Source organism: Lactococcus ileimucosae (genome assembly GCF_943193185.1).
Taxonomy (GTDB): Bacteria; Bacillota; Bacilli; order Lactobacillales; family Streptococcaceae; genus Lactococcus; species Lactococcus ileimucosae.
This window is the reverse complement of record NZ_CALPDE010000014.1, coordinates 35405-54683: the sequence shown is the minus strand read 5'-3', so window position 1 is coordinate 54683 and position 19279 is coordinate 35405. Positions and strand designations below refer to the sequence as shown.

Genomic DNA, 19279 nt, shown 5'->3' with positions numbered 1-19279 from the left:
GTTATGATTGAAGAGCTTGGGGCAAAAGTTAAGGCTGCGAGCAAAGAAGTTGCAAAGTTATCTGCTACAGATAAAAATAGCTTTTTATGCCAGTTAGCAGAGAGTCTGATACAAAACACAGAGCGGATAATTCAGGAAAATGACAGAGATGTAGCCAAAGCTAAGGAACATGGGATTTCGGAAATTATGGTAGACCGCTTACGTTTGACAGCGCAACGGATAGCTGATATGGCTGTCGGTTTACGACAAATCGCTGACTTGCCGGATCCTATTGGCCAAGTTTTGCAAGGCTTTACAAATCTTGATGGTCTTAAAATTCTTCAAAAGAGAGTAGCTCTTGGTACAGTTGGGATGATTTTTGAGAGTCGGCCTAATGTGACAATTGATGCTTTTTCCCTTTGTTTCAAAACAGGAAACAGTGTTTTATTACGAGGCGGTTCCGATGCACTTTTTTCAAATATGGTTTTAGTAGAAATCATTAAGGAAAACCTGCGAGAACGAGGAATTACTGAGAGTGCGGTCGAACTTTTATCGGATACGAGTCATGAGGAAGCTGAGAAAATGATGCAAGCCGATCAATTTTTAGATGTACTTATCCCGCGTGGTTCGGCTCGACTCATTAACAAAGTGAAAGAAAAGTCAAAAGTTCCCGTTATCGAGACTGGCGTGGGAAACTGTACTGTTTTTGTAGATGAATCGGCGGACTTAGAAATGGCAAGCCAAATCGTGATCAATGCCAAAACACAGCGCCCAAGTGTTTGTAATGCAGCTGAAAGTTTAGTTGTACATGCGAAAGTTGCAGCAGAGTTTTTACCCAAACTGTGTGAGGACATAAAAAAGATACATGCTGTTGAGTTCCGAGCTGATGAAGCTGCTTTAAAAATCTTGCAATCGCAAGAGAATTGCCCAGCTATAGCAGCAACGACAGAAGATTTTGGAACAGAATACTTGGATTACATTATGTCTGTCAAAACAGTGAATAGTCTGGATGAAGCTATTGAACATATTAACCGTTATTCAAGCCGCCATTCGGAGAGTATCGTTACTTGTGATTATTTTAATGCTCAAAAGTTTCAAGATGAAATTGATGCAGCAGCAGTTTATGTAAATGCTTCGACACGCTTTACCGATGGTTTTGTATTTGGTTTAGGTGCAGAGATTGGTATCTCCACACAGAAGCTCCATGCCAGAGGTCCAATGGGGTTGGAAGCTTTAACTTCTACAAAATATTTGATTGAAGGCACTGGGCAAACGCGTTAATATCGTTAACATAGCAAGAGGAAAAACACGGCTGTGTCTTTTCAGATAATTATTAAAAAAGATACACGTGTTTCTCGAACATGCCGTATCTTTTTTCTATAACCTCGTGACATATGTTCACAAACTTGACTCACTAAAAAATTGATGATACAATTTTATAATGCATGCGAAAAAACAATACAAGGAGGAATTATGAAAATTTGGAAACTAGGTTTAGTCGCTATGCTGGGGTTGTCTTTGGCAGCTTGCGGAAACACTACTCAAAATAAGAGTACGTCTTCAAGTTCATCAGAAAAGACAGATGCTAAAGCAGGTGCAAGTAAAACCATGACCTATGCTGATCCATCAAGTTTGGAAAAAAGCTATGATGTCATTATTATCGGTGCCGGAGGTGCTGGGATGACTGCAGCTATTGAAGCTAAAGATGCGGGAATGAAGCCTGTCATCCTTGAAAAGATGCCTGTTGCTGGCGGGAACACCTCAAAGTCTTCTGCTGGATTAAATGCTTCTGAAACGTCTGTAGAAAAAGCTCAGGGGATTGAAGACTCTAACGATAAGTTTTATGAGGAAACCTTAAAAGGTGGTGGCGGAACAAATGATAAAGAGCTTCTCCGCTACTTCGTTGATCATTCTGCTGGAGCAGTGGATTGGCTCGCGCAAAACGGTATTGTTCTGGACAACTTGACGACAACTGGAGGTATGAGTGTTTCTAGAACACACCGTCCGCATGATGGTTCAGCTGTTGGTGCTTATCTAGTTAAAGGATTAGAAGAAAATATTTCTAAACGTAATATCCCGGTATTTGTGAACAGTGACGTCACCAAAATAACTGAAAAAGATGGAAAAGTATCGGGTGTTGAAGTTAAGATTGACGGGAAAACTCAGAAAGTAGCTTCTAAAGCAGTAGTGGTCACTACAGGAGGATTTGGTGCGAATGAAAAAATGATTGCTAAATACCGTCCAGACTTAAAAGACTATGTTACAACAAATGCTGCTGGTTCTACAGGTGACGGTATTGAAATGATTTCTGCTCTTGGTGGTGCTCTGGTAGATATGGATAAGATTCAAATTCACCCCACTGTTTTCCAAAAGACAGGCTATCTTGTGTCAGAGTCAGTTCGTGGAGAAGGAGCCATTCTTGTTAATCAAGGTGGTAAAAGATTCGTTAACGAAATGGATACACGTGATAAAGTATCCGCAGCAGAACTGAAACAGGAAGGCAAGTATGCTTACGCTGTTTTTGGTGAAGGCACAAAAGATAAAGTAAAAGCTGTAAATCAATACATCTCCAAGAAAATGGTTGTTGAAGCAGATAGCGTTGATGCCCTTGCTAAAAAACTTGATATGGATCCAAAGGAACTGACTGCTACAGTTGACAAATGGAACAAGGCAGTATCTGAAAAGAAAGATAGCGAATTTGGACGTACAACAGGTATGACAACAGGTATATCTGGAAAAGTATATGCTATAAAAGTTGCCCCTGGTATTCACCATACCATGGCCGGTGTAAAAATTAATACAAAGGCACAGGTGCTCAAAAAAGATGGCCAACCAATTGATGGTTTATATGCTGCAGGAGAGCTTACAGGAGGCTTGCATGGTGGAAATCGTATTGGTGGAAACGCAGTGGCAGACATTATTGTCTTTGGACGCCAAGCAGGTCAACAGGCTGCAAGCTATGTTAAAGGCTAATCACAGAAAAATACATAATTAGAAAAAATTTTGAACAAACAAATAAGGTATGCTGCCCTCTATTTCAAGGGCAACTGCCTTTTATTTTGGCACTTTTCTTAATATCAAACCGAAAAAATTGAGGAACACGACCTCAGTTTTTTGATCAAATTAAATTATTGCAAATTAGGTTCTGCTTTTTTCATGAATAAACGGTTCTTACTTTGTTCAAGAACCAAGGGCATTGCATGCTGACCTGAAAAAAGTAGAGAGGGTACAAATACAGAAATTAAAAAGCTTGCACCAGCCCCTAGTAAGATTTTTTTAGTTGAAAAAGTTCCCAGTTTTTCAGTAGACCCTTGATTTTTTTTCACACTCCAGAGATATACTGTGCCAAAGAGAAAACCATAGAGAAGCAGTGGCAGGAGCAAAAGTAATTCTCTTACCTGCCATTGGCTACTTCCAAGCTTGGTGATAAAGGAAGGCAACTCTTGAAAGGAAGTTTTACTTGCCTTACCCAGCAGCTCTTGGGCACATCTTCATACCGGAATTTCATATAAGAAAACACCTCACCGCTAGACAAATGCTAACTTTTGAGGTGTTTTATAGCTCAGAAAAGAGAACTTGAATATTATGAGACTCAAAGAAATCTTGAAATTCTTGCTCTTGAACTTCTAAGCGATCAGTGACAACAGCGCTAATTTCCTTAAGATCAGCATAAGTCATTAAGGCTGTATGTCCAAATTTAGTATGATCGGCCAATAAAATAATCTGCTGCGATGCTTTGCAAATATCTGACTTTATAACCTGCTCTTGGGCATCAGAGTTGGTTAGCCCAGCCGTTAAAGATATCCCAGTGGTTGCCATGAAAGCCTTGTTAATATTGATTCTTGGTAAATTTAAACCTGATGCCGCATCTACAAAAGATCGGGTTGAATGTTTAAACTTTGATCCTACAACTAAGAGATTGACTTTAGGTCTGTTCGCTGCGGCAATGATAACATCCAGATTGTTCGTCAAGATTGTAACTTCAAGGTCTTGTGGTAAATAAGGCAGCATTTGTACTGTTGTAGTACCTGAATCAATGTAGATGATATCGCCTGATTCGACTAAGGCTGCTGCTGTTTTACCGATTTTAACTTTAGCCAGCTGTTCAGTGAACTCGCGTTGTTCAAAATGGACAAGTTCATGAATTTTTCTGACTGCTTTGACACCTCCATATACTTTTTCAACTTTACCCTGCGCGACCAGTTCATTGATATCACGCCGCAAAGTGTTCAAGGAAACGTCGAAGTGATTTTGAAGCTGTTTAAAAGAAACATTGCCTTTTTCTAATATCAATCGTTCAATTTGATTTAAGCGTTCTACTTTCATATTTTTAGCAAGCCTATCTAAGCTCTATACTCCCCCCTATTTATCTGTTTCTTTCTCTTATTATAACATAAAAAGGTGAAATTAATAAGATATTTTAATAGAAAAAACCAAAAGTTAATCAAAAAATATTCAATATATAACCAAAAAGTCTTGACAAAGTATTTTCATAGGGTAAAATGATGTCAGAAAAAGAAAGGGTTTACAATTTTAAAATAATTAAACCTTAGGCGGAGGGAAAATGGCAACAGTAAAAAATTTTGTTGGCGGACAATGGCTTGAGTCAACTACCACATTCTATGAGCCTGTTTATAACCCAGCTACAGAGGAAATCTTAGCTGAAGTCCCACATTCAACCCAGTCAGAATTAGCGGCAGCGGTAGAAATAGCTGAAGAAGCCTTTAAATCATGGGCACAAGTAGATGTCTTAAAAAGGGCAAGAATTATGTTTATATTCCATGAACTGCTTATCCGTGATAAAAAAATCTTAGCTGAACTGATTACCAAGGAAAACGGCAAAGCACTGTCAGAAGCTTTAGGTGAGGTGCAGCGTGGAATCGAAAGTGTTGAATTTGCAGCTGCAGCACCATCGCTGATGATGGGGGAAGCCTTAAGTGCTGTTGCCACAGACGTTGAAGCTACTAATTATAAGTATCCGATTGGTGTAGTAGGCGGCATAGCGCCCTTCAACTTCCCCATGATGGTTCCTTGCTGGATGTTTCCGCTCGCTATTGTGCTGGGAAACACCTTTGTTCTTAAACCTTCTGAAAAAACACCACTGTTGGCTGTACATTTGGCAACTCTTCTTCAAGAAGCAGGCTTGCCTGATGGTGTCTTCAATATCGTGAATGGTGCACGTGATGTTGTCAATGGTCTCTTGGAACACAAAGCAGTCAAAGCTATTTCCTTTGTGGGATCGCAAAAGGTTGGTGAATATGTCTATAAAACAGGAACAGCGAATCTTAAGCGTGTCCAAGCTCTGACAGGAGCAAAAAATCATACCTTGATTTTGAAAGATGCCAATATAGAAAATGCTATAAAAAATGTGATTACAGCAGCTTTTGGCTCAGCGGGCGAGCGCTGTATGGCAGCTGCTGTGGTTGGTGTCGAAGAAGAAATCTATGATGAATTTACAGACAAGCTGGTCAGAGCTGCAAAGAATATTAAAATCGGAAATGGCATGGACAAAGACACTTTCCTCGGTCCACTTATTCGTAAAGAAAGTCGAGCGCGGACGGTCGACTACATTAACAAAGGGGTAGAAGAAGGAGCAGTACTTAGACTAGATGGGCGTGAACGACACTTTGCTAGGGGATATTTTATAGCTCCAACCATTTTTGAAAATGTGACTCAAGATATGACCATCTGGAAAGATGAAATTTTTGCACCAGTTCTATCTGTAACCAAGATTCAAGGACTCAGAGAGGGAATTGAGCTGGCCAACTCTCATCATCTGGCTAATGGTGCATGTCTTTATACCAACAATGCAAGTGCTATTCGTTACTTCCGTGAAAATATTGATGCTGGGATGATTGGTATTAATCTTGGCGTTCCTGCTCCCGTCTCATTTTTTGCTTTTTCTGGTTGGAAAAACAGTTTCTACGGTGACTTGCACGCCAACGGCAAGGATGCGATAGAATTCTATACCCATCGCAAGGTTGTCACCGCTCGTTTCCCAAAAGAGGACATCTCGCATGGTTAATTTAAAAAACAAAAAAATCGGCTTTCAAATCAACGATAAAGTTGAACTCCTGCATTATATTTCTAGAGAAAATAGTCACTTTGACTATATTGAAGTGCAAGTTTTCCGTATGGCTGTGGGTGGGACTTATAGCCTTTCTCTCATAGATAAGGAAGCTGTAGTTATTGCCATAACTGGACAATATACTGTTTCAGATGGAACCGAAAAGTTTGAAAATGTAGGGACACGGTATTCTGTTTTTGAAAAAATTCCTACAGACAGTGTTTATGTTTCTAACGGAAAAACAGTCAGCATTACAACAACAAAACCGGGTAAAGTTATGATTGCGATGTCACCCACTAAAGACACAAGACGAAAAACTTGCTTTGTGCCTGCAAAAGCAAATTCTGCTGAGGAGCGTGGCAAATACAATAACCAGAGACATGTACAGAATATTCTAGATGATCAAAGTCCTCTATCTGAAAAACTGCTTTTGGTTGAAGTCTACACGCCTCAGGCCAATTGGTCTTCCTACCCGCCTCATCGCCACGATAGAGACAATCTGCCACACGAAACGTATCTTGAAGAAGCTTATTATCATGAAGTAAAAGAAGATAAGGGCTTTGTCTTTCAGCGTGTCTATACTGATGACCATCTGATTGATGAAACTATGACAGTTTACAATGAAGAAATGGTACAAGTCCCTCGTGGCTATCATCCTGTAGCTGTACCTGATGGTTATGAGTCGTACTATCTGAATATCATGGCTGGGCCTCATAAGCTCTGGAAGTTTCACAATGCCCCTGAACATGAGTGGATTGTTCACCGTGACTAAAAGGAAAAGACATGAAAAAGAAATTTGATATTATCGCTGTTGGACGTGCAGCAATTGATTTGAATGCTGTTGAACTTCATCAACCGATGGAGAAAACAAAAACTTTCAAAAAATACGTGGGTGGTTCTCCTGCAAATATCGTCATCGGTGCCAGAAAAATGGGACTTAAAACAGGCTTTATCGGCAAGCTTTCTGACGATCAACACGGTCGCTTTATCATGAACTATTTGAGAGAGAAAGATGTGGATACGAGCGGGGTTGTGTTTGACAAGGAAGGACACAAGTCTGGTCTTGCTTTCACCGAAATCCTAAGTCCTTCAGAATCCAGTATTCTCATGTATCGGCAAGGCGTAGCGGATTTGTACCTGAGTCCTGAAGAAATTTTTGAGGACTATATCAAGCAAACTCATTATCTTTTAATTTCAGGGACGGGGCTTGCACAAAGTCCTTCCCGTGAGGCGATTTTAAAAGCGCTTTTGCTGGCTCGAAAAAATGGGATTCCCGTTATCTTGGAGTTGGATTACAGAGAATACACGTGGCATTCTAGTGAAGAAACGGCTATTTATTATCAACTTGTCGCCCAACAATCAGACATTTTGATTGGTACTCGTGATGAGTTTGACGTGTTAGAAAACAAGCGAGAAGGAGAAAATCAAGCTACTGTGAGTGAGCTTTTCAAATACCGTCCAGAGTTGATTGTGATAAAGCATGGCGTTGACGGCTCATTTGCCTATGAAAAAAACGGTAATATTACCAATGGCAAAGCGTACAAGGCAAAAGTAATGAAAACTTTTGGGGCTGGTGATTCTTATGCAGCAGCCTTTATCACGGCTCTCCGAAAAGGGGAAAGCATAAAAACTGCTCTTAAATATGGTGCAGCCGCCGCAGCCATTGTGGTTAGTAAGCACTCTTCGTCTGAGGCTATGCCCACTCTTGAGGAAATCAAAGCATTAATTGCAGCGCAAGACTAATTTAGCCTATTTTTTACCGTAAACCTTATCAGCTTCTCTCTATTTCGAGGAGCAAGTCAATCACATTGAATACCTGTAAAGGAAGTGAAAAAGTGTCTACTGGTCGAGTGAATTTATCTTTTGCTTTTATGATTTCTTACTGGTTTTCAGCAGTTTTGAAAAAAACTTCATCTCTTACTTTTCATCACTTTCAAGCAGTTAGACGTACCTTTTAAAGAGGAGGATTCTCAATGACCATCACTCTCGGAATTTGTCCCATTGGTTGGACAAATGATGACCTACCTGAATTAGGCGCAGAAAACACCTTCCAACAAGCTCTTTCGGAAATGGCCTTGGCAGGCTTTACAGGAACAGAAATAGGAAATAAATATCCTAAAAATCCAGTTGAGCTACATTCTCACTTGGAACCTCGAGGCATGTCTATTGCTTCTGGCTGGTTTTCAGCTTTTTTGACCACCAAACCTTTTGAAGAAACGGCAAAGGCTTTCAAACTTAAACTTGATTTCTTACATGCCATGGGCTCGAAAGTTATCGTTGTTTCGGAACAGGGACATTCTATCCAATGCTTAGACAAACCCATATATGACGAGAAACCTACGTTTTCGGAAGAGGAATGGCATCTCGTGACGGCAGGTTTAGAAAAATTAGGAAGTATGGCTCACGAGAGAGGTATGGAAATTGTCTTCCATCATCACATGGGGACTTGTGTCCAAACGACTGCAGAAATCGAACGTCTCATGGACTATACCCATCCGGATAAAGTATCGCTTTTGTTTGACACAGGTCACTTGGTCTTCTCAGGTGAAGATCCACTTTATATTTACAATAAATACGCCAACCGAATCAAGCACATTCACTTTAAAGATATACGCGAAGACCGTATGAATAGCGTAAAGTTAAAGCACTCCTCTTTTCTTCAAGGTGTTAAAGATGGCGTCTTTACAGTGCCTGGAGATGGCATGATTGACTTTGAACCTATTTGGCATGCTATCCACACCAGCGATTATCAAGGATGGATTATGGTTGAAGCTGAGCAAGACCCCACCCAAGCCAATCCCTTTCTTTATGCTCAAATGGCCCGTGAATACATGAACCAAGTTACTGGTCTTTAGAATTTTCCGTGTTCGCAAGGACAGGGGCAGCAAAGTTGTCCGTCTTAAGAAAAGTTAAGACAAATGATTTTAAAAAGAACAGCAATATAAACGAGGCATTTTAAGTTATGCTTTCAAAAGTCATTAAGTAAGGAGTTTTAAATGAATGTAGCTTGGACAGTTGGCAGCTTCATTGTGATTGTGGCAGCCATCTGGATTTATTCTTATCGAAAGTCCAGAAAAGAAGTCAATATCGAAACCTCAGAAGGATATTTTATGGGTGGGCGCTCCTTGGGCGCTGTCAATGTGGCCGGTGCGATTATCCTAACCAATCTTTCTACTGATCAGTTGGTAGGGCTGAATGGTCAGTCCTACGTGACGGGAATGCAAGTTATGGCTTGGGAGGTTACTTCAGCCATTGCCATTGTAGCTCTGGGTTTGATTTTTCTACCGCGTTATTTCAAGTACGGTATTGATACCATTCCTGACTTTTTAGAAATGCGATATGACACTACAATCAAGCGGACTATTTCTGGGATGTTTATTTTCACCTATGTGGCTTCATTTTTGCCGGTACTTTTGTACTCTGGAGCTCTTGTATTTAATGAAATTTTCCACGTGGACCTAATGTTTGGTGTGCCAACCATCGTTGCGGTTGTCGCCATCTGCATCATCGTTGGCCTTGTCGCCATTGCCTATCTCTTGATGGGCGGTTTAGCTCTGACTGCCCATTCTGATACACTTTACTCTGTCGGTTTCTTGATAGGGGGATTGGCCGTCCCCATTTTGGGGCTCATGTTTGTGGGAGAGGGTTCTTTCCTAAGAGGGATTGAATTTATTGTTTACGATACTCCTTTTAATGGTCTTCTAAATTCAATTGGTGCGATTGACTCGCAACATGTCCCTTGGCCTACACTATTTACAGGTATGTTATTTAACAACTTGTACTTCTGGTGTACAAACCAAATGATTGTTCAAAAAGCCTTCGCAGCAAAATCACTTAAAGAGGCACAAAAAGGGACAATGATTTTGGGGGTATACAAAATATTCGGTGCACTTTTCTTGGTTTTTCCTGGGGTTATCGCGCGTCATATGTTTGGCAATCAATTTCTCTCGCATCCGGATTCTTCTTATCCACATATGCTGGTGGAACTCTTGCCCAAAGCTCTCTTTGGTGTTTATGGAGCTATCCTTCTAGGTTCAGTCCTCTCCTCATTTGCCGGTGCCTTGAATTCGCTTGTCACTCTGGCCTCCTTAGATTTTTATAAAGGAGTTTTCAATAAAAAAGCAACAGATGTCCAAGTCGCGCGTAGTGGTAAAATCACAACAGTTGTGGCTGGAGTTCTCTGTATCTCGGTGGCGCCATTTATTACCTATGCTCCAGATGGTCTCTATACTTTCATTCAGAAATTCAACGGTATTTATAATATTCCATTGTTGATTCTCATCCTCTTTGCTTTCTGGTCTAAGCGTGCCACTGCGTATACAGCCAAAATTGTCTTTGCTGTACACATCATCATGTACGGAATTGCGACGTTTTTCTTCTCACAAATCAATTTCCTCTACATTCTCTCACTCCTTTTCTTTGTAGAAGCTTTCTTGATGTGGGTCCTTCCTAAAGTTAAAGGTGAAGGTGAATTTATCTTGGACAGCTTCAGTTCTGCCAAGGTGGATATGGAAGCATGGAAACACGGCAAGTGGGTCGGTGCTTTGGTTATTGGTGTTGTCCTTATCACTTATGCTTTTTTCTCACCTTGGGGCATTGGATAAAAACTGACCTTAGAACAAAACTTGCCATTCCATGAGTAAGATGTGCGTTTTTCCAAAAAACTGATGAAAACCATCAGACTTTTAGACAAGCGGGCATCTTCGAAAAATAGCATAACAAAATGCGTAAGGAAAGAGATTATGAATAAATCATTATTAGTTATCTGTGAAACGGGAATTACTGCCAGTTCTCTCCTTTACAAGCTCGCACAAGAAATTGAAAGGGAAAAAGTAAATATTGATATCGACTATGCAGCACTGCCATCAGTAGAGGAAAAACTGTCGAAAAAGGAATACGATATCTTGTTGTTTACACCACAAGTCCGTCGTTATAAGGAAACAATTGGGAAACTGATTCATCAATATGCTAAGCATACCCAAATCAAAATGATTTCTGATCAGGATTTCCAATACATGAATGTCCCTCATATCTTGCATGAGGCAGTTAAAAATGAAGACAGGAGCCTTTTTCAAAATGAGTGAAACCCTCCGATTAACGACCGCACAAGCTTTGATCAAGTTTCTCAATCAACAGTATATCTCCATTGACGGTAAGGAAGAACCCTTTGTTGAAGGACTCTTTCATATTTATGGTCACGGGATTGTTTTGGGGCTAGGTGAAGCCATGGAACAAAACCCAGGGCATCTTAAGTCTTATAGCGGTAAAAATGAGCAAGGCATGGCTCTTGCAGCAATTGCTTTTGCAAAACAGAAGCTTCGTCGTAAAATTTATGCTGTTTCTGCCTCGTCAGGCCCAGGTTCTGCCAATATGATTACTGCAGCAGCTACAGCCTATGCTAACAATTTACCCGTTCTATTGTTGCCGGCAGACGTTTGGTCAACAAGACAGCCTGATCCTGTCTTGCAGCAATTTGAAAATCCTTTATCTATCGGCATTACGACCAATGATGCTTTCAAACCAGTTTCAAAATACTGGGATAAAATCGAAAGACCAGAGCAGTTGATGAGTGCGTTGATTCGTGGTTTTGAGGTTCTGACTTCTTGGGATAACGCAGGACCTGTAACAATCAGTTTGCCTCAAGATGTGGAAGGGATGGTTTATGACTATCCCGTCACTTTCTTTGATAAGCGGGTCCATTATCTGGATCGTCGTTCTGCTGTTGAGCGTGAGTTAGAAGAAGCAGTACGCTTGATTCAAGCAGCACAAAAGCCTGTTATTATTGTAGGGGGCGGCGCTAAGTACTCTGGGGCGCAAGAAGTTCTTAAATCTCTGGCTGATGACCACCGTATTCCCTTGGTTATGACTCATGCCGGTCAGTCTACACTGCTGTCAGATTACAGGTATAATTTGGGAGGGACGGGAGTCTTGGGGACATCAGCGGCTAATAAAGCCGTGATGCAGGCAGACTTAATTATTGGTGTAGGTACTCATTATTCTGATTTTTTGATAGCCTCAAAAACCATTTATGACTTTGCTAAAGCTAAATTTATTAACATTAATGTCAATCGTTATCAAGCTTACAAATTTGATGCGCTTCAGATTGTTGCCGATGCTAGAACAGCTTTAACACAACTGCAAGCCTTGCTCGCGGGCTATGAAACAGCATGGGGCGATGATATTTTCAAGTGGAAATATGAGTGGCAGCTTGAACGAGAGCGCTTGGGAAAATTACATTTTAGCAACACTTTCTTTGAACCAGAAATAGCAGGACATTTCTCACAGGACTACCTAGAAAAGTACAGTCAAGTTCTTGAAACAAAGTTGACCCAGACAGAAGTCTTCTTGACCATTAATGACTTTGTCGATGATAAGGCCACTATCGTAACTGCAGCAGGTTCTTTACCAGCAGAGTTTCAGAGACTTTGGTGGTCCAAGGGCGAGAATACGAATCACTTAGAATATGGCTACTCAACGATGGGTTATGAAATTGCGGGGAGTTTAGGGGTTAAGTTGGCAAATCCTGAAGCTGAAAGCTACGCTCTGGTGGGGGATGGTTCCTTTCTCATGCTCCATAGCGAATTGGTAACAGCTCTACAGTATGACAAAAAAATCAATATTCTGCTTTTTGATAACGGTGGTTTTGGCTCGATCAATAACCTGCAAATGGAGCATGGACTGATTTCCCAAGGAACAGAGCGACTCACACATGACAAGCAAATTATGAATATCGATTATGCTGCAGTTGCAGCAGGATACGGAGCAAAAACCTATCGTATTCGTAGCTTAGAGGAACTTAAGGCAGCGCTTGAGGACAGCAAGGAACAGAGAGTTTCCACCTTACTTGACATCAAGGTTTTGCCAAAAACCATGTCGAGCGACAATGAAGGCTCTTGGTGGAATGTGGGGTATTCAGAATACTCTCATAACCCTCATGTTCAAAAAATCTCCGACCTGCGCGCCAAGGAACGCAAAAAAGCTCGCCTTTACTAGTTTATAGGCAAGTGTTTCTATATAAAAAGAAAGAGAATTTATCCAGATGAAAAAAGTAAATATCGCTATCATCTCTTATGGTCGCATCGGGCGTGTCCACATGAAAAATCTGATCGCCTCCCCTTATTACAATGTTGTCATGGTTTGCGATATCCTTAAACCAGATGACTTTGAAAGAGAATACCCAGAAATTCCTTTTGTTTTCGACTACACGGAGGTACTCGCTAATCCAGATGTGGATGCAGTTTTGATTGGGACACCTACCTCCTTTCATCCTGCACAGATCAGGGCAGCAGCTGAAGCGGGTAAACATGTTTTTTGCGAAAAACCTCTAGGCTCTAGCATGAAGGAAATTCTAGAAGCTTATGAAGCAGTGAAAAGGGCAGGTATCATACTACAAACAGGATTTAATCGGCGCTTCGATGACGATTTCTTGGCTATAAAGTCGCGTATCAGTGAAATCGGTGAGCCACAAATTCTTAAAATTACCTCCCGTGATCCAGGTATGCCTCCACTTGAGTATATAGAAAAATCAGGTGGTCTCTTTATGGATATGACGATTCACGACTTTGATATGGCGCGCTATATGTTTGGAGAAGTTAAATCAGTCTTTGTGCAGGCAACTGCCCTGGTGGATTCTACTCTCACAACATACGGTGACGTGGATACAGCTGTCATAACTTTAACCTTTGAAAATGGCGCTATCGGAGTAATTGACAATAGTCGTCAAGCTGTCTATGGCTATGATCAGCGCCTTGAAGTTTTTGGTTCTAAAGGAATGTTGCAAAATAGCAATCATCTGGAAAGGAATACTGTATTTTCTTCCAAGACAGGTGTGGTATCTGAGAAACCTCAGCATTTTTTCTTGGAACGTTACTTGAAGTCTTACGAGACAGAGCTGGCCTATTTTGCAAAATCGATCCTTGATAAAACTCCTGTAGTTTGTACCATGGAAGACGGTATTATGGCTATTAAAATCGCTCAGGCAGCCCAAAAGTCTTACCAGATTGGTTCGACTGTAGCCCTAAACACTCCATAAATCAAGAGACTATTGAAATACATGATGAGCTATGTATTCTTTTCTACAAAAAATTCGCAAAAGAGGTGGATAATGTCAACAATTAATATCGCAATCATTGGTCTGGGGCGTTTAGGTATGTGCCATGCAGAGCATATAGCAAGTATGCCTGAGGTCAGATTAAAAGCAGCTTTTGCTTTGGATGATGAACAGTTGGATTCAGCACACTCCCGTTTTGGTGCGAAAGCTTATAAAGACTGGCAGATGATGATTAATCAGGAGAATCTAGATGCGATTATTATCGCGTCTCCGACTGCTTTTCATCCAGAGATGACCATTTACGCTATGGCGCATGGCTTGAATGTTTTTTGTGAGAAACCTATGGGAATTGATATAAGGGAAATTGAACAGATGGCTGCCACTATCAGGTCACGACCTGAACAAATTTTCCAGCTCGGTTTTATGCGACGCTTTGACCCGTCTTATCAGGAAGCAAAACGGATGGTAAAGGCAGGTGAACTGGGCGACATTCTCTATATACGTGGTTACGGCATTGATCCTTTCAAAAACTTAAAAAGCTTTGTAAAATACGCTGCCGCTAACGACTCCGGTGGCATATTTTTGGATATAGGCATTCATGATATTGACTTGGTTCGCTGGATTGTGGGCAAAGAACCAGTTGAGGTCTATGCAGTGGGAAATTCCCTTGCAGTACCCGAATTGCAAGAGATTGGCGAATTTGAAACAGGGGTAGCTAACCTTCGCTTTGCTCACGATATGGTTGCCACTTTGGTAGCAGGACGTACCGCAGCTCATGGAAATCATGTCGAGTTTGAAATCATGGGAAGCAAGGGCTGGATTCGTGTCGGGCAGGAAGCTGCTCCCTACTATACAACACTATTTACCGATAAAGGAATCGTTAGACCTTGCATGCAATCTTTCTCGGAACGTTTTACTGAAGCTTTTAGGGCGGAATTGCAAGCCTTTATTCATGCGGTTAGAGCTGGAAAACCTCATACTCTAGCAGCAGAAGTTGAAGACGGCCTTGCAGCCTCCAAAATAGCTAGAGCCTGTCAGCTGTCCGCAAAATATCACCAAATTGTCAAACTTTAGCAAGGAGAAAAGATTATGACAGAGGTGTTAATCTAAACAGCCTAAGCTCACCAAGTGCTTTCCTTCATCTCTAACATTAGCATATTATTCTGAAATACAGGAGGAGCTCTAGAGAAAACAGGCGATGTGCCGCTATTCAGCAACACCTTCAATAGTTTTTTGAGAGCTGTAGACTAATATCAATGCCTAAAGATCCTCTTTATAACTAAAAACGATAATCTTTATGATATATATCACATAAAAAAATTGCAGTTTCCTCTTGACAAAGGGAATGTAAACGTGTACAATAATAACAAAATGGGAACGGTACCATAATTAGTTGGAGTGGAAATCATGGTTACAATAAAACAAGTTGCTGAAGAAGCAGGAGTATCTAAATCTACAGTTTCGCGTTATATTTCGCAAAATGGTTATGTCAGTCAAGAAGCGCAAGAAAAGATTGAGGCAGCCATAACCAAGCTTAATTTTGTACCCAATCTTTCAGCCAGATCGTTGAAGACAAAACATAGCCAAATTGTGGGCTTGCTTTTACCAGATATTTCAAATCCATTTTTCCCAATGCTGGCAAAAGGCGTTGAGAAATTCCTCAAAGAACATGGCTATAGAGTTCTGCTTGGTAACATTGGTGAGGATAACCAATTTGAGGAAGATTATCTCAAGGTACTTATGCAAACCAATGCTGCAGGTGTGATTACAACTAATGATTTTCGAGAAGCATTTCCAGAAATTAAGCTTCCGACAGTGATTGTTGACCGAGTAGGTCAAAAAAGTGATTTTGGCGTTTTTTCAGATAATTTATCGGGAGGAAAGATTGCTGCGCGTGTGATTGTTGAGGCTGGTGCAAAAAATGTCGCAGTTATAAGTGGTCCTGTAACAGCAGAAAGCATTAATAATCGTTTTAAAGCAAGCATTGCTTACCTCAAAAAAACAAAAACAAACTATGAAACCTTTTACAGTCAGAGTTATGATTTCGATGAAATTCTTAAAGAAGCCAGGCAGGTTTTGAAGCACAATGATTTTGACAGTATCATTGCTCCCTCTGATATTCATGCGATGGCCTATATCCGTGAACTTCACTATTTAGGTAAGCGTATTCCGGAAGATGTACAAATTATTGGCTACGATGATATTCTGATGAGTCAGTACATGTATCCGGCTTTATCGACCATTCACCAAGATGCTTATGAGATGGGCTATGAAGCAGCAAAATTAATTTATAAACTGTCATTAGGGCAGGAAATAAAATCACGGCAGTTACAACTGCCTGTACGCTATGTTGAACGAGAAACAATTAGGAAAAGAGAAAATAATGAGTAAAATAGTTGTTGTTGGTAGTATTGCAATGGACTTAGTGACAATCACTGAGCGGGTACCCGAAACAGGTGAGACCGTTTTTGGAGAAGCTTTTTCAATGGTACCTGGTGGTAAAGGTGCCAATCAAGCAGTGGCTATTGGTCGTTTGGCTCCCCAACAAGTTTCAATGATTGGTGCAGTAGGTCAAGACGCTTTTGGAAAAAGTATTTTGGATAATTTTATCGCCCAAGGTGTTCTTGTGGACAAAGTGGGAACGGTACCAGAAACGACAGGAGTCGCTCAGATTACATTATTTGAAAAAGATAATCGTATTATTGTCATCCCTGGTGCCAATAAGACGGTTCTCACAGATACTTGGACGTCTGAGTGGGAGACCATAAAAGCAAGTCAATTGGTTGTCTTGCAAAACGAAATTCCGCATGAAAGTAATATGGAGATAGCAAAGTATTGTCAGAAAAACGGTATCAAGGTCCTCTATAACCCTGGCCCGTCTCGTGAGACAGACTTTCAGATGTTGCCCTTCGTGGATTTTATTACACCTAACGAGCATGAGAGCAGAATGTTGCTCCCTAGTTTGAGCTTGGAGGAAGCATTGGCTAAGTATCCCAACAAGCTCATTGTTACTTTAGGAGCTGAGGGTGTGCTTTTCCACAACGGTCAAAATATTGAGAGAGTTTCAGCCATAAAGGCTGAAGTAGTCGATACAACTGGGGCAGGGGATACCTTTAATGGTGCCTTTGGTTTTGCAGTAACATCAGGTCTATCTGTGAAAGAAGCAATTCAATTTGCAACAATTGCTTCTCACCTGTCTGTTCAAAAATTTGGAGCACAGGGCGGAATGCCTACACTTGAAGCAATTAAGGAGCATGAACGATATGAAAAAACATGGCATTTTGAATAGCGATTTGGCTAAGGTTGTGGATGATTTAGGACACACCGATCGTGTTTGTATTGGTGATTTAGGACTTCCTGTACCGAAAAATATTAAAAAAATAGACTTAGCTCTAAGTCATGGTACACCGGATTTTCAAGCAGTTTTGGATATATATTTAGAAAATGTTTTTGTTGAAAAAGTTATTCTGGCTGAGGAGATAAAAACGCAAAACCCGGAACAACTGCAGCAAATCATAGAAAAGCTGAATCATACTGTGGCTATAGAATTTGTAAGTCATGAAACACTGAAAGATATGAATAAAGAAGTAAAAGCGGTAGTAAGAACAGGTGAAAATACACCTTATTCGAATATTATTCTACAGTCGGGGGTAAGGCTTTGAAAATTGAAATGAATAATATCTCCAAATCCTTTGGTACCAATAAGGTGCTTGAGGGCATTAATTTGCTTATCAAGTCTGGTGAAGTACATGCATTGATGGGAGAAAATGGAGCAGGAAAATCTACTTTGATGAATATCTTGACTGGGCTTTTTCCAGCAAGCGGTGGAGAGATTGTGATTGATGGGGAGCAGAAGCGTTTTAGCAATCCACAAGCAGCTGAAGTGTTCGGGATTAGTTTTATTCATCAAGAAATGAATACTTGGCCAGATTTGACCGTTTTAGAAAATTTATTTTTAGGTCGTGAAATCAAAAACAAATTTGGACTTTTGGATAATAAGGCAATGCGAAAAAAAGCAGCATATGCCTTTGAGCAATTAGGTGTTGCGATTGATTTGGATGCCGTTATTGGTAAACTTTCGGTTGGTCAGCAACAAATGGTCGAAATCGCCAAATCATTTCTTTCAGACTTGAAAATCTTAATCATGGATGAGCCAACAGCTGCACTTACAGAGCGTGAAACAGAGCGCTTATTTAAAGTTATTGAGGGACTCAAATCTAGTGGAGTTGGGATTGTTTATATCTCTCACCGCATGGAAGAAATTTTTAAAATTACCGATGTTGTAACCGTTATGCGTGATGGCTTGGTGATTGATACCAAGAAAACAAGTGAAACAAATGTCGATGAACTGGTTCGCAAGATGGTTGGACGTGAAATTTCTGATTATTATCCCGAGAAAATTGCACAAATTGGTGAGGACGTTTTTGAGGTTGAAAATCTTTCTGGCCAAATGTTTCAAGATATTTCGTTTCAAGTTAGAGCAGGCGAAATTTTAGCTTTCGCAGGGCTTATGGGTGCAGGGAGAACCGAAGTCATGCGTGCTATCTTTGGCATAGATAAGTTACAGTCGGGAGTCATTAAAATCAATGGCCAAGTGAAAAGTATTAATTCTCCAGCTGATGCAATTCATCAAGGGATTGGCTTCTTAACAGAAAACCGTAAAGAAGAAGGACTCGTGCTTGACTTCTCTATTAAAGAAAACATTACACTACCAAGTAACTATGATTTTGTCAAAAGAGGGATTTTTGATGATAAAACTTCACTAGAGTTTGTTGAGCGCCTGTCGGAGCGCTTAAAAGTTAAAGCGACAGATGTTAACCAGACTGTTGGGAGCTTATCTGGTGGAAATCAGCAAAAAGTTGTTTTGGCAAAATGGATTGGTATCGCACCAAAAGTGCTCATACTTGATGAACCCACTCGTGGCGTTGACGTAGGTGCCAAGCGCGAAATCTATCAGCTTATTAACGAGTTGGCTGAACGTGGCGTACCAATTATCATGGTGTCGAGTGATTTACCAGAAGTTCTAGGTGTTTCAGATCGTATCGCTGTCATGCACGAAGGAAAAATTGCAGGTATCTTGGATAAATCAGAAGCGAACCAAGAGAAGATTATGCAACTGGCCACTGTTAATTAAAACAAATTTCAATTAATAATTGAGGAGGAAAAAAGTGAAATCACTCACG

At 40.6% G+C, this 19279-nt stretch carries 17 protein-coding genes; 15 read left to right on the top strand and 2 right to left on the bottom strand.

The window, feature by feature from the left end:
* The first annotated feature begins 3 nt into the window (after positions 1-3).
* Together NFR51_RS07300 and NFR51_RS07295 are read left to right on the top strand one after the other, a co-directional pair.
* Positions 4-1260 (top strand): glutamate-5-semialdehyde dehydrogenase, encoded by a 1257-nt coding sequence (locus tag NFR51_RS07300; protein ID WP_251713062.1) that lies wholly within the window; start codon positions 4-6, stop codon positions 1258-1260.
* Between the two features lie 192 nt (positions 1261-1452).
* Positions 1453-2952, top strand: coding sequence for a flavocytochrome c (locus NFR51_RS07295; RefSeq protein WP_251713061.1), 1500 nt, complete (start codon positions 1453-1455; stop codon positions 2950-2952).
* Between the two features lie 155 nt (positions 2953-3107).
* Here the strand turns inward: NFR51_RS07295 and NFR51_RS07290 are convergent, their stop codons facing one another.
* Both NFR51_RS07290 and NFR51_RS07285 read right to left on the bottom strand, forming a co-directional pair.
* Positions 3108-3419 (bottom strand): hypothetical protein, encoded by a 312-nt coding sequence (locus tag NFR51_RS07290; RefSeq protein ID WP_251713060.1) that lies wholly within the window; start codon positions 3417-3419, stop codon positions 3108-3110.
* A gap of 115 nt (positions 3420-3534) precedes the next feature.
* Entirely contained in the window at positions 3535-4305 is a 771-nt protein-coding gene (locus NFR51_RS07285; RefSeq protein WP_251713059.1) for a DeoR/GlpR family DNA-binding transcription regulator, read from the bottom strand.
* Positions 4306-4543: 238 nt separating this feature from the next.
* Between NFR51_RS07285 and NFR51_RS07280 the strand changes: the two genes are divergently transcribed.
* From NFR51_RS07280 to NFR51_RS07220, 13 genes are all read left to right on the top strand, one after another.
* Positions 4544-6004, top strand: coding sequence for a CoA-acylating methylmalonate-semialdehyde dehydrogenase (locus NFR51_RS07280; protein ID WP_251713058.1), 1461 nt, complete (start codon positions 4544-4546; stop codon positions 6002-6004).
* Positions 5997-6818 (top strand): 5-deoxy-glucuronate isomerase, encoded by an 822-nt coding sequence (gene iolB, locus NFR51_RS07275; protein WP_251713057.1) that lies wholly within the window; start codon positions 5997-5999, stop codon positions 6816-6818. Before NFR51_RS07280 ends, iolB begins: the two co-directional genes overlap by 8 nt.
* Before the next feature lie 11 nt (positions 6819-6829).
* A complete protein-coding gene (gene iolC / locus NFR51_RS07270) occupies positions 6830-7789 on the top strand; it encodes a 5-dehydro-2-deoxygluconokinase (RefSeq protein WP_251713056.1) in 960 nt (319 codons plus the stop codon).
* Between the two features lie 230 nt (positions 7790-8019).
* Positions 8020-8901: a myo-inosose-2 dehydratase gene (gene iolE / locus NFR51_RS07265; RefSeq protein WP_251713055.1), complete on the top strand. Its 882-nt coding sequence runs from the start codon at positions 8020-8022 to the stop codon at positions 8899-8901.
* 141 nt (positions 8902-9042) lie between these two features.
* Positions 9043-10650: a solute:sodium symporter family transporter gene (locus tag NFR51_RS07260; RefSeq protein ID WP_251713054.1), complete on the top strand. Its 1608-nt coding sequence runs from the start codon at positions 9043-9045 to the stop codon at positions 10648-10650.
* 138 nt (positions 10651-10788) lie between these two features.
* Complete coding sequence (locus NFR51_RS07255) at positions 10789-11130, top strand: PTS sugar transporter subunit IIB (protein ID WP_251713053.1); 342 nt, start codon at positions 10789-10791, stop codon at positions 11128-11130.
* The gene (gene iolD, locus NFR51_RS07250) at positions 11123-13039 is read left to right on the top strand and encodes a 3D-(3,5/4)-trihydroxycyclohexane-1,2-dione acylhydrolase (decyclizing) (protein WP_251713052.1); all 1917 of its coding nucleotides are present in this window, start codon (positions 11123-11125) and stop codon (positions 13037-13039) included. The genes NFR51_RS07255 and iolD overlap by 8 nt, the downstream gene beginning before the upstream one ends.
* A 46-nt stretch (positions 13040-13085) precedes the next feature.
* Positions 13086-14078, top strand: a complete 993-nt coding sequence (gene iolG, locus NFR51_RS07245) for an inositol 2-dehydrogenase (RefSeq protein ID WP_251713051.1) — start codon at positions 13086-13088, stop codon at positions 14076-14078.
* A 72-nt stretch (positions 14079-14150) separates the two neighbouring features.
* Complete coding sequence (locus NFR51_RS07240; RefSeq protein WP_251713050.1) at positions 14151-15170, top strand: Gfo/Idh/MocA family protein; 1020 nt, start codon at positions 14151-14153, stop codon at positions 15168-15170.
* 333 nt (positions 15171-15503) lie between these two features.
* Positions 15504-16487 (top strand): LacI family DNA-binding transcriptional regulator, encoded by a 984-nt coding sequence (locus tag NFR51_RS07235; protein WP_251713049.1) that lies wholly within the window; start codon positions 15504-15506, stop codon positions 16485-16487.
* Entirely contained in the window at positions 16480-17385 is a 906-nt protein-coding gene (gene rbsK / locus NFR51_RS07230) for a ribokinase (protein ID WP_251713048.1), read from the top strand. Before NFR51_RS07235 ends, rbsK begins: the two co-directional genes overlap by 8 nt.
* Positions 17360-17758, top strand: a complete 399-nt coding sequence (rbsD, locus tag NFR51_RS07225; protein ID WP_251713047.1) for a D-ribose pyranase — start codon at positions 17360-17362, stop codon at positions 17756-17758. Before rbsK ends, rbsD begins: the two co-directional genes overlap by 26 nt.
* Positions 17755-19230: a sugar ABC transporter ATP-binding protein gene (locus NFR51_RS07220; protein ID WP_251713046.1), complete on the top strand. Its 1476-nt coding sequence runs from the start codon at positions 17755-17757 to the stop codon at positions 19228-19230. The genes rbsD and NFR51_RS07220 overlap by 4 nt, the downstream gene beginning before the upstream one ends.
* Positions 19231-19279 lie beyond the last annotated feature (49 nt).